13 protein-coding genes are annotated in these 16,390 nt (G+C 45.2%); 7 read left to right on the forward strand and 6 right to left on the reverse strand.

Features of this window, described 5'->3' with window-relative positions:
* The first annotated feature begins 13 nt into the window (after positions 1-13).
* From J8Z23_RS10660 to J8Z23_RS10690, 7 genes are all read left to right on the forward strand, one after another.
* Positions 14-3,106, forward strand: coding sequence for a tetrathionate reductase subunit A (locus tag J8Z23_RS10660; RefSeq protein WP_434633445.1), 3,093 nt, complete (start codon positions 14-16; stop codon positions 3,104-3,106).
* A 212-nt stretch (positions 3,107-3,318) separates the two neighbouring features.
* Positions 3,319-3,882, forward strand: a complete 564-nt coding sequence (locus J8Z23_RS10665; protein WP_180766580.1) for a c-type cytochrome — start codon at positions 3,319-3,321, stop codon at positions 3,880-3,882.
* An 8-nt stretch (positions 3,883-3,890) separates the two neighbouring features.
* Positions 3,891-4,943 carry a c-type cytochrome gene (locus J8Z23_RS10670; protein WP_301659667.1) on the forward strand — a complete coding sequence of 351 codons (1,053 nt, stop codon included), beginning with the start codon at positions 3,891-3,893 and terminating at the stop codon, positions 4,941-4,943.
* A gap of 303 nt (positions 4,944-5,246) precedes the next feature.
* On the forward strand, positions 5,247-6,578 hold the full coding sequence (locus J8Z23_RS10675) for a paraquat-inducible protein A (RefSeq protein WP_301659668.1): 1,332 nt from the start codon (positions 5,247-5,249) through the stop codon (positions 6,576-6,578).
* The gene (gene pqiB, locus J8Z23_RS10680) at positions 6,571-8,217 is read left to right on the forward strand and encodes an intermembrane transport protein PqiB (protein WP_301659669.1); all 1,647 of its coding nucleotides are present in this window, start codon (positions 6,571-6,573) and stop codon (positions 8,215-8,217) included. The genes J8Z23_RS10675 and pqiB overlap by 8 nt, the downstream gene beginning before the upstream one ends.
* Positions 8,217-8,795, forward strand: a complete 579-nt coding sequence (locus J8Z23_RS10685; protein ID WP_046874433.1) for a PqiC family protein — start codon at positions 8,217-8,219, stop codon at positions 8,793-8,795. The genes pqiB and J8Z23_RS10685 overlap by 1 nt, the downstream gene beginning before the upstream one ends.
* Positions 8,796-9,001: 206 nt before the next feature.
* Complete coding sequence (locus J8Z23_RS10690; protein WP_005397103.1) at positions 9,002-9,241, forward strand: hypothetical protein; 240 nt, start codon at positions 9,002-9,004, stop codon at positions 9,239-9,241.
* A gap of 65 nt (positions 9,242-9,306) precedes the next feature.
* Here J8Z23_RS10690 and J8Z23_RS10695 read toward each other — a convergent pair whose 3' ends face one another.
* The 6 genes from J8Z23_RS10695 to rpsA form a co-directional block, all read right to left on the reverse strand.
* The gene (locus tag J8Z23_RS10695; RefSeq protein ID WP_046874432.1) at positions 9,307-11,145 is read right to left on the reverse strand and encodes an extracellular solute-binding protein; all 1,839 of its coding nucleotides are present in this window, start codon (positions 11,143-11,145) and stop codon (positions 9,307-9,309) included.
* Between the two features lie 497 nt (positions 11,146-11,642).
* A complete protein-coding gene (pyrF, locus tag J8Z23_RS10700; RefSeq protein WP_005397105.1) occupies positions 11,643-12,344 on the reverse strand; it encodes an orotidine-5'-phosphate decarboxylase in 702 nt (233 codons plus the stop codon).
* A gap of 83 nt (positions 12,345-12,427) precedes the next feature.
* On the reverse strand, positions 12,428-13,603 hold the full coding sequence (lapB, locus tag J8Z23_RS10705; protein WP_005376665.1) for a lipopolysaccharide assembly protein LapB: 1,176 nt from the start codon (positions 13,601-13,603) through the stop codon (positions 12,428-12,430).
* 18 nt (positions 13,604-13,621) lie between these two features.
* Positions 13,622-13,918 (reverse strand): LapA family protein, encoded by a 297-nt coding sequence (locus J8Z23_RS10710; protein WP_104971944.1) that lies wholly within the window; start codon positions 13,916-13,918, stop codon positions 13,622-13,624.
* A gap of 263 nt (positions 13,919-14,181) precedes the next feature.
* The gene (gene ihfB / locus J8Z23_RS10715; protein WP_005385816.1) at positions 14,182-14,463 is read right to left on the reverse strand and encodes an integration host factor subunit beta; all 282 of its coding nucleotides are present in this window, start codon (positions 14,461-14,463) and stop codon (positions 14,182-14,184) included.
* 213 nt (positions 14,464-14,676) lie between these two features.
* A complete protein-coding gene (rpsA, locus tag J8Z23_RS10720) occupies positions 14,677-16,347 on the reverse strand; it encodes a 30S ribosomal protein S1 (RefSeq protein ID WP_005385817.1) in 1,671 nt (556 codons plus the stop codon).
* Positions 16,348-16,390: the final 43 nt, after the last annotated feature.

A 16,390-nucleotide genomic window follows, 5' to 3' on the forward strand; every position in this document is an offset into this window, starting at 1 on the left:
AGAGGATTTCATCATGGATAACAAACGCCGTCAGTTTTTGAAATCAGGCATTGCAGTGGGTGGGCTTGGCGCATTCGCTGCGGGTTACGCTACCACAACCAAACATATGGTCGAAGGTACGCTTGAAGGCACCGCAGGAGAAAAAACGCGTGATATTCACCACGGTAACTCGCTTGAACCAGAGTACACGGTCAACAACAAAGGCAACCTGATCCCTAATCCAAATCAGCGCGTTGCGCCATCCATGTGCTTTGGTTGTTGGTCACTGTGCGGATTGCGTGTGCGCATTGACAACCGTAATGACGAGATTTTGCGTATCAGTGGCAACCCATATCACCCACTCTCTCATCAGCAACACATTCCGTTCGAAACGCCAGTCAAAGATGCTTATTTAAGTTTGGCAGGAGAATCGGGCCTTGAAGGTCGTTCCACCGCCTGTGCAAGAGGAAACGGGATGCTAGAAATTCGCAACAGCCCGTACCGAATCACTCAGCCGCTAAAACGTGTTGGAAAACGCGGCGAAGGAAAATGGATTCCGATCAGTTACGAACAACTGATAGAAGAAGTCGTAGAAGGCGGAGATTTATTTGGTGAAGGTCATGTTGATGGCCTACGCGCAATTCGCGATTTAAAAACGCCTGTTGATCCTGAAAGCCCAGAATATGGCCCGAGAGCCAACCAACTGCTAATGACCAATGCCGGTAACGAAGGCCGAGACGACATTTTCAAACGCTTCGCGTTCAATAGCTATGGTACGCGTAACTTTGGGCATCATGGCTCTTACTGCGGCTACGCATTTCGTGCTGGCAGCGGTGCATTTATGAATGATTTGGATAAATTTGCCCATTTAAAACCAGACTTCGATAATGCCGAATACATCATCTTTATTGGTATGTCGCCTGCTCAAGCTGGCAACCCTTTTAAGCGTCAGGCGCGTCAACTCGCCAATGCGCGAACAGAAGGTAACTTGGAATACACCATCATCACACCAAGTTTGCCTGCGGGGTCATCGAGCTTGGCGGCCGGTGACAACAACCGCTGGGTACCAATCAAACCAGGCACCGACTCTGCCCTCGTGCTTGGCATGATCCAGTGGATCATCGAAAACCAACGCTACAACAAAACCTTCTTAGCCCAACCGGGGGCGAACGCAATGAAACGAGCTGGCACCGCGCACTGGTGTAATGCTACGCATCTCGTGATAAGCGATGAGCAGCACCCGAGAAACGGCACGTTTTTACGCGCGTCGGATCTGAATCTGCCATTCGAGGGCGAAGCGTTGTCTGATTCCGACCCGTACGTCATCGTGGATGATCAAAGCGGCGAATTTGGTGTGCATACCCAGACAGGAGAAGCGGCACTGTTTGTCGATAAAACGGTTTCGCTTGCATCAGGCAAAGTGCGCGTAAAATCTTCCCTACAAAGACTCAAAGAAGAGGCGTTTAAATACAGTCTTGAGTTCTACAGCCAACAATGTGAAATCCCTGTCGAACAAATTGTTGAACTAGCAAAGCGCTTCACCAGTCACGGAACAAAAGCGGTGGTCGATACCCACGGTGGCAACATGCACACCAATGGGTTCTATAACTCGTTTACCATCATGATGCTCAATGCGTTGATTGGTAACATAAATATGAAAGGCGGCGCTATGGCCAAAGCGGGTGGCTACCCAACTTCCGCTGCGGGTCCTCGTTACGACTTCACCAAATTTGCTGGCAAAGTCGGCCCGAAAGGCGTCTTTCTGTCGCGCAGTAAATTCCCCTACCACAAAACCAGCGAATACAAACGTCGCGTTGAGGCAGGTGAATCCCCTTACCCAACTCGCGCCCCTTGGTATCCGTTTGCCGCGCCACTGCTGACAGAGCACCTATCTGCGGCTATTGATGGGTATCCATACCGCGTTAAAGCGTGGATCAACCACATGGCGAACCCAATGTATGGTGTACCCGGTTTGAAAACGCTGCTGGAAGATAAGCTTAAAGATCCAAAACAACTCGGTTTGATTGTATCTGTTGATGCGTTCATTAACGAAACCACCGCATTGTCGGATTACATTGTGCCAGACACCGTTACTTACGAAAGCTGGGGTATGGCAACGCCTTGGCACGACGTTCCGGTGAAAACCGTCACCGCTCGCTGGCCGATTGTGGAAGCGCGAACAGAGAAAACCGCCGATGGTCGTTCGATTTGCTTAGAAAACTTTTTGATTGATGTCGCCAAGAAAATGCAACTAGGCGGCTTTGGTGACAACGCGATTCAAGATGCGCAAGGGAATTGGCACGCTCTCCACAGCGCTGAAGATTTCTACTTACGTTCCGCGGCAAACTTGGCTTATGTGAAAGGTGGCGTGCCTGAAGTTTCGGCAGAAGACATTGCATGGTCAGGCTTAGAGCGTTTAATGCCAGCGATGCAAAGAACGCTAACAGCGGATGAGATGAAACGAGTGGCGTTTATTTTTGCTCGCGGCGGACGCTTTGAAAATGCAACCGAAGCGTATCAAGGTGAGCAAATGAAGCACAAATGGACACGACCAGTTGCGATATGGAATGAACGTGTCGGCAGCGCAAGAAACACTATGACGGGGGATTTCTACACGGGTTGCCCAACATGGCATCCACAAAAGCTGGCCGATGGCACACCAATGGAAGACCAGTACCCAAGCTCAGAATGGCCTTTCAGCCTGACGAACTTTAAATCCAACATTCACAGCGCGGTGTCCAACCTATCACCAAGGTTGAACTCGATTAAAGGTGTGAACCCGGTGTACATTCATCCAATCGATGCCGAGCGTGCGGGCATTAAAACGGGTGATGAGTTTGTTATCGAGACTCCATCAGCAAGCACCAAAGCACTTGCGATGATAGTCAGCGGAATTCGCCCTGGCACACTCGGATTTGAACATGGGTTTGGTCATACCGAACTAGGACAACGATCGCACTGGATCGGTGATAAACAGCAACCAGTAAAAACTCGCAGCCAAGATGGCGTTAACATTAACGACATCGGATTAATTGACCCAACCCGAGAAGGGAAAGGCGTCTTGTTAGATTGGGTGGTAGGAGCCGCGGCTCGCCAATCATTACCAGCCAAAATCCGCAAAGCTTAGTAGACAACCAAACCTGAAGAGCTGCCATTTAGCAGCTCTTCACATCCTCTAAATATGTGGAAATCCACAATACCTTTCCTTATTGACAAAGCCGACAATACAGCATCCAAGTCACTATCACAGTAGACACTTGGAGATATTAATAACAATTAAAGTGAGTCAGCATGTCAAAAATACTACCTGTGGTGACGGCCTGTTTGCTGGCAACCACAATGGGCGCAAGCGCCTCGTCTATTCCGGAAAAAGCCAGCGTGTGTAGTGGTTGTCACGGCCAAGATGGCATGGGTCAACCAAACATTGCGCCTATGATTGCCGGTCTGAACGCGAATTATCTCAACACCCAAATAGAACTCTTCCTTAGTGGTGAACGCCAAAATGTGGTCATGCAAGGCATGGCGAAAGAGCTTAGCGATCCTGCCGTTCGTAAAGAAGTCATGGATTACTTTGCTAACCTTCCAAGCTACGAGTTCACTAACCCAGAGCAACGCGGCGACCAAGCCGACATTCGTAACCCGTATCGTAAATTGATCTTCCAAGGTGATTGGGATAGAAACATTCCAGCTTGCGCCACTTGTCATGGAGCCAGCGGAATGGGCGTCGACAAATTCCCTCGCCTCGCAAGCCAACATGCTGATTACTTAAAAACGCAATTGATGGCATGGAAAAACGGCACTCGCAGTGGTGACCCGCTCAATATGATGGGTACTATCGCGAAAAATCTCACTGACGAAGAGATTGAAAACCTTTCCTACTACTTTGCCTCATTACGTTACTAGGAGCAGACATGAAACGTTTCTATTCTTTGTTCGCACTGCCTTTCATTTCTACGCTCGTACTAGCTAACGATCCATTACCGGACCGCCAGAAAGAGCTACCTGCGATAGAAAAAGAAAAGCACGGTGAATACTTAAAACCGCGTGATCTCAGCACAATTCCAAACACCGCATTTGGTGAGCAAGTAAAACGTGGTTATTCCCTATTTGTTAACTCGCAACAAATGCGCGGAAAATACGTTGGTAACGAACAAAACTGTGTGAATTGCCATATGGAAGCAGGACGAAAAGCCAATGCAGCACCGCTGTGGGCGGCGTACATGGCCTACCCGGCTTATCGCAAGAAAAACGATCGCGTAAACAGCTACGCAGACCGTATTCAAGGTTGCTTCGAATATTCCATGAACGGCAAAGCCCCCGCTTACGATTCGCCAGAAATTGTTGCCCTTAGTGCTTACGCCTACTGGTTGGCGATGGGCGGCTTGCTCGACAAACATGGTATGACGGATGAACCAATTCCGGAGCTAGACGCAAAAGCGTTGCAAGTTGGTGGAAAAGCAAAAGACTTCCCGCTGCCAGAAGCCATCGCGCAAGCATTACCAATTGAAGAACGAGGTAATCTCTCTGGACGTGGCTACCCAAAAATCGCCGCCCCTGAGCAAGAACCATCACCAGAGCGAGGGGCATTAGTCTACGAAAAGAACTGCGAAACTTGCCATCGCGCCGACGGTTCAGGCATAAAAGGCACCGACGGCCATTCATACATTCCACCACTTTGGGGCGAATATGCGTATAACTGGGGTGCAGGTATGCACCGTATTAACACCGCGGCCTATTTTATTTACGAAAACATGCCGCTTGGGAAAAGTGTCCAGTTAAGCAAACAAGAAGCGTGGGATGTCGCGGCATACGTCAATAGCCACGAGCGTCCACAAGATCCACGATTTAAAGGCAACGTGGCCGCAAACGCAGAGAGATATCACCAACATCAAGGCTATTACGGAAAAACAATTAGTGGTAAGCAAGTCGGCTCGAATGCTTTCAAGAGCGGTACCGTCGAGTAAAAGACAACCATTCGTCTTAAATACCAGTGCTCCCACCTCCCTGCTCAGGCTCTCTGGGCAGGGTTGTTTTACTCTCCTGAAGCAATCACTGCCCCCTCCAAACCAGCAACGTTAAGTAGTTTCCGGCTTCCAACATACCAATCTTCGCAGTAAAATAATGCGCCAAACGCGACTTTGTTTATATCTTAGAGCTTCCATATACTATGATGCCAAAAGTAAGAAACTCGTAAACTCCTGAATCAAAACAAGCGTGTCTAATGAAAAAAGAGTATTCTTAGGACAAATGAATCCAAAACCTACCCGATGAGTATTCAACCTAATTCCCGTCAGTTAATTTCTTGCGAAGAATGCGGCCTTGTTGTTCGTATTCCCGATATCGATCAAGGGCAAAAAGCTCAATGTCCTCGATGCGCGCATTCTCTGACAAAAGTGAATGCTAAACCCTATCAAAGCGTGATCGCCATTTCATCGGCATGTTTGATCATGTTGGTGTTAAGCATTTCTTTCCCTTTTATGTCGTTCAGTGTGCAAGGGCTATCGCAAGAAATCACCTTACTGCATGCAGCCAAAATGCTGGCTGAATTTCAAAATGTACTTTTAGGTATGTTACTTCTCGCAACGGTCGTCGTATTGCCTGCTATCTATGTCGGTCTCATTCTCTTTCTTCATCTCGAAGCATTAAAAGCGCGTAAACATACGCCATCCAAAAAACAGCAACGAATGGCGAAAGTTTTATGTCGCCTTCTGTTTCGAGTCGAACCCTGGCTGATGGTCGATGTATTCTTGATTGGCGTATTAGTCAGCTTAATTAAAATCGCTTCTCTGGCAGACATTGGAATGGGGACTTCATTCTGGGCGTTCTGCGTTTATACCGTACTGGTAGTCAAATGTATTTCTATGGTTGACAAAAGCTGGCTCTGGGGACACTTCATTCCAGCCATCGTGCTGCCCGATGTAAATGAGGGCGATACGCACCATAACCACAACCATATTGGTTGCCATACGTGTCACCAACTCAACCCAATTGAAGCGAAAAAGCACCAATACTGCATTCGTTGTAAAAGCCCTATTCATAAATACAACCCAGCAGATAATTTACAAAAAGCTTGGGCGCTTTTGTTTGCATCAATCATTTTCTATATCCCCGCGAACCTTTATCCAATGATGTATACCGTAAGCCTTGGACATTCAGAAGGCTCGACTATCATGGAAGGGGTAATACTGCTTTGGCATTTAGGTTCTTACCCTATTGCGATGGTAATTTTCTTTGCTAGCGTATTCATTCCAATGGCGAAAATGCTGGCACTCGCGTGGCTGTATTACAATGCGCAAAAAGCGCGATATCTTCCTCCTGAAGAAAGTATTTCACGCTTAAAGATATACCGCTTAACTGAGTTTATTGGTCGCTGGTCCATGATCGATATCTTTGTCGTTGCCATCTTAGTTGCACTGGTTCAGTTGCAAAACTTAATGGCGATTTATCCAGGCCCTGCTGCGCTCTCTTTCGCGGCAGTGGTCATTTTCACTATGCTTTCTGCAATGATATTTGACTCACGTTTGTTGTGGCAGTTGCCACAAAACGAAGTGCAGGAGCCGATTTCTGACAACTTAAACGAGAAAGCCAAATATGAGTGATGAGAACAACGTAACCGCTCAAATAAAACCGCAAAAGCAGATTTCTGCGATCTGGATTGTACCGATCCTTGCGCTAGCCATGGGAGCGTGGATGCTGTTCCAATACATCAACAGTACAGGCCCACAAATTACTCTCCAACTGCCAACCGCAGATGGGATTGAGGTTGGTAAAACCGAGATCCGAGCACTGAATGTTAAAGTCGGTCTGATTACCGAAGTTACTCTCAGTGAAAACTACGATCACATCATCGCTAAGGCGCAGATGAATAAGGACGCGGAGCGCATGCTGCGAGATGACACGATGTTTTGGGTGGTGAAGCCTCGAATTGGCCGTGATGGCGTTTCAGGTTTAGAGACCTTGCTCTCTGGCGCTTATATCCAACTTCAGCCGGGTAAATCTAAAGTAGAAAAGGAGCACTTTACAGTATTAGATGTACCACCAGTCGCTTCTCCTGATGCAGAAGGTTTACGTCTTGTGTTAACACACCGCGAAGCTGGCAAACTAGGTGTTGGGGACCCGGTTATTTATAAAGGCTTTACCGTTGGTCGTGTAGAGAAAACCAGCTTTGATGTTGATACTCGCAAGGCGCTGTATCAACTCTTTATTTTCAAACCTTATGACAGCTTAGTGCGCACTCGTACTAAGTTTTGGCTAAATTCTGGTGTTGATTTACAGCTCAATGCCGAAGGGTTTGAAGTTAAGTTTGGCTCGCTAGAGAGCATGCTAACGGGTGGCGTTACCTTCGATACCGTTCCAGGTCTTGAGTCCGGCGAACTACTCACAGAAGACATGGTTAACTTCCGCTTATACGATGATATTAAGCAGCTGAGAGAAGGCATGTACGATGACTACATTGAGTTCGTCATGTTATTTGATGAATCGGTACGTGGCTTAAAAGCGAATGCGCCTGTTGAGTACCGCGGTCTTCGTATTGGTACCGTAACGAGAGTACCGATGCGTTTACCAACACCAGAAGAAAACTTCTCTGCGAAAAAAATTCCTGTTTTGGTGCGCGTTGAGCTCGGTCGAGTGTACGGAGATTTAGAATCCCAATCTTTATCAATGTTCAAAGAAAAGTTGAAGGAAGAGTTTGCTCGCGGTCTCCGTGGCACCTTAAAGACTGGTAACTTGTTAACTGGTGCGCTTTATATTGATGCAGACTTTTACCCTAATGATGATCAGTACGTTCCAAGTGAATTTGAAGGTTTAGATGTTTTCCCAACCATGCGTGGTGGTTTTGCCCAAGTCCAGCGCCAAGTCAATGACTTCCTAAATAAGATTAATAGCTTACCAATGGAAGAAACGCTTAACTCTCTCAATTCAACGTTAAAAACGTCGGAAAAGACGTTGGCGTCAGCAGAACGTGTCGCGGACAGTATTGATAAACTTTTAAATCAAAAAGAGACGCAAGAGATCCCAACAGATATTCGCCAAAGCTTGCAGCAGTTGCAAAAAACACTCGATGGTTATGGACCAAACTCAACCATGTACAATGAAATGGAAGCCACGCTCAAAGAACTAGAAAGCGTGATGACAGAGTTTAAACCCGTACTTAAACAGCTAAACGAAAAGCCAAACTCTCTCGTGTTTGGAGAAGATGAAGTCAGTGACCCAATCCCAGTTAAAGGCCAAAACTAATGAAACGAGTATTCTTTTTGTCTATCGCGCTATTTGTCGGTCTAACGGGTTGCAGTAGCGCTCCAGAAACTAAAGGGGCTTTGTACCTTCTACCTAAGGCGGAACCAGTGACTCTGAGCTCTTCTGATATCTCACAGCGCCCTACTTTAGTTGTTCGTCCAGTAAAACTGGCAAGTTATTTAAACGACAGTGGTATCGTTTACCGAACCTCTGAGACTCAAGTTATCCAGGCAAGAAACAATCAATGGGCGCATAGTATTTCCGAGCAAATCACTCAGAGAGTCGTCACAGAACTACGCCACAAACAGACTCATTACTGGCCGACTGAAATGAACAACCTGTTGGATCAAAATGGTGAAGCCAAACTACAGCTTACGTTAAATAAATTTAATGGTAGCTACAAAGGCAATATCGAAATTGAGGGGGAATGGTTACTCATCAATGCTGAAGGTAAGGTAGAAAACAGTGCACCAATACAAATCTCTCAGCCTCTACAGGACGAAGGCTATGGAGCACTTGTCGACGCACTGTCCGTCGGGTTGGAAGAACTGACTTCGGACATTGCCAAAAAAATCTAAGATCGATGTTAATTACAGGGAAGCAAGTTGCTTCCCTTTTTGTACTGCGAGAAGTTTTTCGATCGAAATAGATGTAGATAATCAAGCGAGACAAATTGATCTTAGTCAGACTGCAATCCGTTCTTTGGTGCTACTCTACGGCAAAATATAAAGCCCCATCCTATGACCTTATGTAGAGGTCTTGTTGATAAGGTTCTTGAGTAGCAATGTCGATTAACATTTCCGATTTAACCACCGCCCTAAATAAGGTGGAGCATATTCATAAAGTTCAGCTTGAAAATGTGCATCAGTTCTTTAAAGCAAACGAAGCTTTCTCGGTAAAAACGTTCAGCCAACTTATATCTAGTGACTCACTTGATGAGCGATTTAAAACCATCGACAAGGCCTTCTCTTTGCTTGGTGATGTGAAAACCTACCTTTTAGAAGCGTCTTACTTAGTTAAGTAAAAATAGAAAAGCCCCTGTAACTTAATTACCGGGGCTTTCATTTGTATCGCCGCTAAGTTGTGGAGTTACAACTTGTAGCGATCATCAATAACCGTTGTCTCTGGGAAGGTTTTACCCTCTTCCATCGCTTCCTCAGTCTCTTCTTTTACTTTGGTATCGATCCAGAAATTACCAATATCCATTGGATGAAGCACCCATTCTGTCGCTTTTGTCATGCCATCTTTAGGAATTTTAACCCAGCGCCAATGTGCAACTCGAGAATAAGGCACCATGTATCCAGGAACGATGATATTCGCTTTGCTGACATAGTTTTGGATTTGATGCGATAAATCGTAACGCTTCTCCTGATCAAACTCAGAGTCATAAGCTTCAATCAACTTGTCCAACTCAGGGCTGCTGTAGTTGGTGTGAGCATTCGTTTGTGGTCGATTCGCATTATCCGAGTGTAGATATTCCCAATACGCAGGAATCTCACCAGAACCCATATTCAAGAACGCTAACTGATGCTTTTTCTCAAGAATGTATTTAAACGCAGATGAACCATCAACCAAGTTTAACGTGAACTCAAGACCTGCAAGTTTCGCTTGCTCTTTTAAGTACGCAATACGCGGTGTCCAAGAGTTGTATCCGTAGGTGATAGCAAAGCTCAAGCGTTGGCCCTTGTCATTGACACGAATACCATCTGCGCCAACTTTGTCAAAGCCCGCTTTTTCGAAATGTTTAACCGCCGCATCGGCATCAAACTTAGGCGGTGTATTGTTAGGATCATCGTATTCGCCATGACCAAAGCCGAGTCCATGTGGTTTACGTGAATAATCTCCACGCATGATATTTTCAATCATGCCGTCATAGTCAGTGGCTGCCATAACGCCTTTGCGCACTTCTAGGTTATCCAACATCGGCATCGCGGTGTTCATCCAAAGGCCACCAGCGCCTTGTGGTGCTTCGTTAAAGCCCCAGTACTTTTGGATATAGCCTTTTTTGTACACATCACTATCGGTTTTGTCATGCCAAAAGCTTGGTAGCACCATCTCAAAGTAGTCCAAGTTGCCTTTCTCAAAGTGCTTCATGGCAATATCAGGATCGCGAATCACCTTAATGCGGACTTTTTCTACGTTGTAACGGTTTTTATAGTAGCGGTTGTTATACCCCCACCAATCTTCGCCCACGTGTTTGAATGTCACGCTCTTACCTTTCTTCACTTTATCAATGTAGTAAGGCGCCGCAGTTGGCTCAGATTTAAAGTTGAACTTCCTGACGAAGTTATCAGGCATGCCATCGTTATTTGCGTCCTTTTCTCCTTCAAAGAAGTGTTCCGGACGAGGCTGAAAACCATTACTCGGCATGTTAATCATAACCATGAGCGAATCATGACTTTGAGCTACAGCAAGGTTGACTTTGATCGTGTAGTCGTCAATTTTTTCAACACCAACAACGCTGTTCGTGAAGAAGTCGTTGTACCACGGGTCGATAATGTCTTTTGACGTGTAGTACTTCATCATAAAGACGTAATCATCTGCCGTAATTTTTTCGCCATCTGACCACTCGGCCGTTTCATCAAGCTTAAAGAATACGGTTTTGTTGTCCTCTCCAAATGCCCATGACTTAGCAAGTTGGGGGATCCATTTACCAGTATTTGGATGACGCTGAGCAAGCTTTGGTGAACCATCCATTAAATATTGGCGCAAGCCGGAGTTCGCATCTGGACCAACACTTCGTAATGTCTGAGGAAAGCTCTGAATGTAAGTACGATAAGTACCACCTCGTACCGCTTCTTCAGAGGCGAACAGAGGTTCATTGTTATTTGAAATCCATTCTATATCAGCAGGTAGCTCTGCCGCACTCAGTTGAAAACTGGCAGCGGTCAGTGTTGCAAGTACTGAAAATGGCAGTTTTTTAGTCATGTTTCTTCCTTGTTGTGTTTGCGATTAAGGTCGTAGCAAGGAAGACGGAGTGTGAAAGCTGCAAATAGAAAATACGCAGATAGGAAATAATAGGAGCGTAATATGAAGTGACTTCCTGCCAGCTTCTATATTAATTTCAAAGAGTTTCACTAGGTCATCCTAGACCTTACAACGCAGTGAATGCATCTTCGCCATAGTATTCTTTAGGCTTTTGTAACGCAAGTCATCAATAATACATGGTCGCATTTTCTATGCATCACAGTGAGTTATGTTACAAAAGTGTGATCGATATAGTACCAAGCCCTACTTTCCTCATAATAAACCGTAGAACCTTTATCCGAATAAGATCCCCCCTACACCAATTAAAGCAAGCAAGTAAGCGAGCAGATATAACTGGTAAAAATGAGCAGTTGCTTACTACGGTTGGTATTTTTATTAGATACAAAAAAGGTGAGGCATCACAGCCTCACCTTTCTTTATACAATACAAGACTGTGCTTACATACTAGACAAGCTATCATTGATCGATTTTAACACTGCAGCAGGATCCACAGCTTGAGTAATTGGACGCCCAATAACAAGATAGTCAGAGCCTGACTGAATAGCCTCTACTGGTGTCATGATACGGCGCTGGTCACCTTGCTCAGAGCCAGCAGGTCGGATTCCTGGTGTAACTAACTTAAAGTCTTGACCAAGTTCGCTCTTAAGCAATGAAGACTCTTGAGCTGAACATACGACACCATCTAAACCAGCGTTTTTGGTCAATGTCGCCAGACGAATAACTTGATCCTGAGGCGCAATGTTCAAACCAATACCCGCTAAATCACTTTGTTCCATACTGGTTAGTACCGTTACTCCAATCAGAAGTGGGCGATCTTTACCGTATGGCTCAAGAATTTCACGTGATGCCGTCATCATGCGCTCACCACCGCTTGCATGCACATTCACCATCCAAACCCCTAATTCCGCGGCTGCGCGGACCGCCTTAGAACAGGTATTTGGAATATCGTGAAATTTCAAATCCAGGAAGACTGAGAAACCACGTTTGTGGAGTTCACGTACGAAATCAGGACCAAATAGCGTAAACATTTCCTTGCCAACTTTTAGGCGACATGACGCAGGATCAATTCTATCTACAAACGCTAGTGCGTCTGCTTGGTTATCATAATCCAGTGCGACAATAACTTTTTGGTCGATCATTTCATCTCCTAACTATTTTGGTTCTTATTAAATAAAAAGTTAAAAAAATGCAGCGGACAGAAACTCTGTCAGCTGCATTAAAATTATTCACCATCCAATCCGCGGATTGGCTTGATCGTCCCCCACCCTTTACAGGATGGGCAGTGCCAATAAAGGGAATGAGTAGAAAACCCACACTTCCGGCATCGGTAGTGTGGTTTCACTTTTAACTGTTCACCCACCATCGCTTGTAGCGTCGATAGACTGTCCTTCGCGCGCCCGTCTTCTGCTTCAGCAATATGGTAGTCAATTAATCGATAAAAACCCTTCATGGTTGGATTTTTCAGCAGCTGTTTGGTCAGCAGCTCTTGTGCAGCCCCGACGTTCTCGTGGTGAGCAACCAACTGAGCCAACATTAACTCGGCTGATACGCCTGCTTTCTTATCAATACAAGCTCGCAGAAACTCGACAAGTTCATCTTCCTGGCCCAGATGATGGTAGCACTCTGCAATGGTTGGTAAGACATCGCTGATAAAGTCTTTGTCTTGCTCAAGCACACCCGTCAGGTATTTTATCGTGTGTTTATAATCTTCAGACTCTAGATAAATTCGTCCCAAAGCAATACTCGCTCGAACACACTTTGGGTCTTCTGCTAGGGCTTTTTTAAAGTGCTGTATAGCCTTATTAGTATTACCATCGGCCTGGTCAAGCATGGCAATTTCACACCAAAAATGAGCAATATTCGCACGCATTCTGGAGCGTTTATTACCCAACTTAGCCAATTGATTGGCGTAATAAATTGCTTTTTCCCATTCACGCGTTTGTTGGTAAATGGTTACCAATTGCTGAAGGGCCGCTTCTTTATAATCTGGCTCTTCGACTAACTGTTCGAAGATTTTCTCTGCACGATCGAGAAAACCAGAGACCATGTAATCTTTCGCCAACTGTTGAAGTGCAAGATTCTTTTGATCCAGTGTTAAGCCAGAGCGAGAAATGAGATTTTGGTGAATTCGGATTGCGCGGTCGACTTCGCCACGAGACCGGAACAAATTACCCAACGCAAGGTGAGTATCGATTGTCTCGTTATCAACTTGGAGCAATTCAATAAAGTGATCAACAGCCTTATCTGATTGGTCAGAGAGCAGCAGATTAAGACCCGTCATATACTGACGAGAGATTTGATGAGATTGCTTCTGCTTGTCTTGCTGAGCGCTGCGATGCCCCATATACCAGCCATACGCAGCAGCTATAGGCAATAACAAGAAGAGTAGTTCAAGCATTAAAGTTAAGCCTTATCCTTATGCCTGTTTTTCGATGGCTGGCTTATCAGCAGGCTTGTTTGCATCTGCAGGTTCGTACTTTTTCAGTTTTTTCTTTAAACGACGAACTTGTAGCTGAGTTTTCAGCTGGATACTACCAAAGATAACCCACGCTAAAGCAAAGCCAACCACAAATACCACACCTAATAGTGTAGATAAGTGGAACTCTCCTTTGGCTAGAAGATAGTTAAAAGTCACGAGCTCTTGGTTTTGGGAACCTAACGCCAATGCAATTAAAAAGAGAGCTAAAACAGCAACGATTTTTATAATTTTCATTTACATCACCCTTCTAGGAGTAAGTCGGTAAGATTATGCAGGAAAATGCTTCTTCAGACTACGTATATTAGCAATAATCTATACCCAAGTAACCTCAAGATGCTTAGTTTGTAGACACGCCTAGAAGTTAAAGTTACTTGGGTGTAGAAAGCTGCAAAGAAAACAGCCAGAATCAACAGCTCGCTTCGTAAACTGCTTGGATACATTACAAAAAAGCGGCATACACAAACGTATGCCGCTTTTTTCAAACTAATAAGAGTGCGTTAGCCAATATTTACACGCTCACGAAGCTCTTTACCTGGTTTGAAATGTGGAACGTATTTACCTTCCAATTCCACTTTATCGCCCGTTTTAGGGTTACGACCTACGCGAGGCTCGCGGTAATGAAGAGAAAAACTACCAAAGCCGCGGATCTCGATACGGTCACCGCTCTCTAGCGTAGAGGCCATGTGCTCTAAAATATCTTTTACAGCATCCTCTACCTCTTTCGCTGATAAGTGTGTTTGCTCAGCGCAGAGTCTTTCAATCAGTTCAGACTTAGTCATAGTTGCCCTCTTTGAGTATCTTTATCACTTATTATAGTAAGTAATACTAATTCCAACAAACACTTGCTGACAATTCTAGACAAATTTTATGCAAAATGCGCAATGAAGAAATGCCTTTTATTAAGATAGTTTACCGTCATTAGTATTACTACTTAAATATGCTCAAATATAAAAAAGGAGCCTTGCGGCTCCTTTTTTGCTTAAGCGAGTATATTATTCGCCTTTAGCAGCTTTGAAAGCGTCAGCCATTGCGTTACCGAATGCATTGTCATCTTGCTTATTGATAGATGCCATTGCTTCTTGCTCGTCAGCTTCGTCTTTAGCTTTGATAGATAGGTTGATTACGCGGTTCTTACGGTCTACACCTGTGAACTTCGCTTCAACAACATCACCAGCGCTTAGGATTAGAGAAGCATCTTCTACGCGATCGCGAGATACTTCAGAAGCACGGATGTAACCTTCAACGCCTTCTGCGATTTCAACAGTAGCGCCTTTAGCGTCAACAGCAGTTACAGTAGCGTTAACTAGAACACCTTTCTTGTTGTCAGCAACGTAAGCATTGAATGGGTCGTTTTCCATTTGCTTGATGCCTAGAGAGATGCGCTCACGCTCAGCGTCTACTGCTAGAACAACTGCAGAGATCTCGTCGCCTTTCTTGTACTCACGTACAGCTTCTTCGCCAGCAACATTCCAAGAAATGTCAGATAGGTGAACTAGACCGTCGATGCCGCCTTCTAGACCGATGAAGATACCGAAGTCAGTGATAGACTTGATCTTACCAGTAACTTTGTCGCCTTTAGCTTGTGCTTCAGCGAATGACTGCCATGGGTTAGCTTTACACTGTTTCAGACCTAGAGAGATACGACGACGTTCTTCGTCGATTTCAAGAACCATAACCTCAACTTCGTCGCCAACATTAACAACTTTAGAAGGGTGGATGTTCTTGTTAGTCCAATCCATTTCTGAAACGTGAACTAGACCTTCAACGCCTTCTTCGATTTCAACGAAGCAGCCGTAGTCAGTTAGGTTAGTTACGCGACCAGTTAGTTTGTGACCTTCTGGGTAACGCTTAGCGATTGCTACCCATGGATCTTCGCCTAGTTGCTTAAGACCTAGTGATACGCGAGTACGCTCACGGTCGAACTTAAGAACTTTAACTTGGATCTCGTCACCAACGTTAACGATTTCAGATGGGTGCTTAACGCGCTTCCAAGCCATATCAGTGATATGTAGAAGACCGTCAACGCCACCTAGGTCAACGAACGCACCGTAGTCAGTAAGGTTCTTAACGATACCTTTAACTTCAGAACCTTCTTGTAGAGTTTCTAGAAGCTCGTCACGCTCAACGCTGTTTTCAGATTCGATAACAGCACGACGTGAAACAACTACGTTGTTACGTTTTTGGTCAAGTTTGATAACTTTGAACTCTAGCTCTTTGTTTTCTAGGTGAGCAGTGTCGCGGATTGGACGTACGTCTACTAGAGAGCCAGGAAGGAAAGCACGGATACCGTTTAGTTCAACAGTGAAACCGCCTTTAACTTTACCGTTGATGATACCAACAACAGTTTCAGCTTCTTCGTAAGCTTTCTCAAGTACGATCCAAGCTTCGTGACGCTTAGCTTTCTCACGAGAAAGTTGAGTTTCACCGAAACCATCTTCAACAGCGTCTAGAGCTACGTCTACTTCAGCGCCAACTTCAACTTCAAGTTCGCCAGCAGCGTTCTTGAACTGTTCAGCAGGGATAGCAGATTCAGACTTAAGACCAGCGTCAACAAGAACGAAACCGTTCTCGATAGCTACTACAGTACCTTTAACGATGCTGCCTTGTTGGAATTCTGTTTCGTTTAGAAACTCTTCAAAGAGTTGAGCAAAAGATTCAGTCATTTAGTTAATCTTCAATAAATTAAACGTCCACGGGTATCCTACC

Origin of the sequence: Vibrio sp. SCSIO 43086, assembly GCF_051132235.1 — a bacterium.
GTDB lineage: Bacteria > Pseudomonadota > Gammaproteobacteria > Enterobacterales > Vibrionaceae > Vibrio > Vibrio diabolicus.

Coding starts and splice junctions, on each gene's coding strand:
- rpsA (WP_005385817.1), bottom strand. CDS start 16,347: ATGACTGAATCTTTTGCTCAACTCTTTGAAGAGTTTCTAAACGAAACA.
- J8Z23_RS10685 (WP_046874433.1), top strand. CDS start 8,217: ATGAAACGAGTATTCTTTTTGTCTATCGCGCTATTTGTCGGTCTAACG.
- J8Z23_RS10660 (WP_434633445.1), top strand. CDS start 14: ATGGATAACAAACGCCGTCAGTTTTTGAAATCAGGCATTGCAGTGGGT.
- pqiB (WP_301659669.1), top strand. CDS start 6,571: ATGAGTGATGAGAACAACGTAACCGCTCAAATAAAACCGCAAAAGCAG.
- ihfB (WP_005385816.1), bottom strand. CDS start 14,463: ATGACTAAGTCTGAACTGATTGAAAGACTCTGCGCTGAGCAAACACAC.
- J8Z23_RS10670 (WP_301659667.1), top strand. CDS start 3,891: ATGAAACGTTTCTATTCTTTGTTCGCACTGCCTTTCATTTCTACGCTC.
- J8Z23_RS10675 (WP_301659668.1), top strand. CDS start 5,247: ATGAGTATTCAACCTAATTCCCGTCAGTTAATTTCTTGCGAAGAATGC.
- J8Z23_RS10690 (WP_005397103.1), top strand. CDS start 9,002: ATGTCGATTAACATTTCCGATTTAACCACCGCCCTAAATAAGGTGGAG.
- J8Z23_RS10710 (WP_104971944.1), bottom strand. CDS start 13,918: ATGAAAATTATAAAAATCGTTGCTGTTTTAGCTCTCTTTTTAATTGCA.
- pyrF (WP_005397105.1), bottom strand. CDS start 12,344: ATGATCGACCAAAAAGTTATTGTCGCACTGGATTATGATAACCAAGCA.
- J8Z23_RS10665 (WP_180766580.1), top strand. CDS start 3,319: ATGGGCGCAAGCGCCTCGTCTATTCCGGAAAAAGCCAGCGTGTGTAGT.
- lapB (WP_005376665.1), bottom strand. CDS start 13,603: ATGCTTGAACTACTCTTCTTGTTATTGCCTATAGCTGCTGCGTATGGC.
- J8Z23_RS10695 (WP_046874432.1), bottom strand. CDS start 11,145: ATGACTAAAAAACTGCCATTTTCAGTACTTGCAACACTGACCGCTGCC.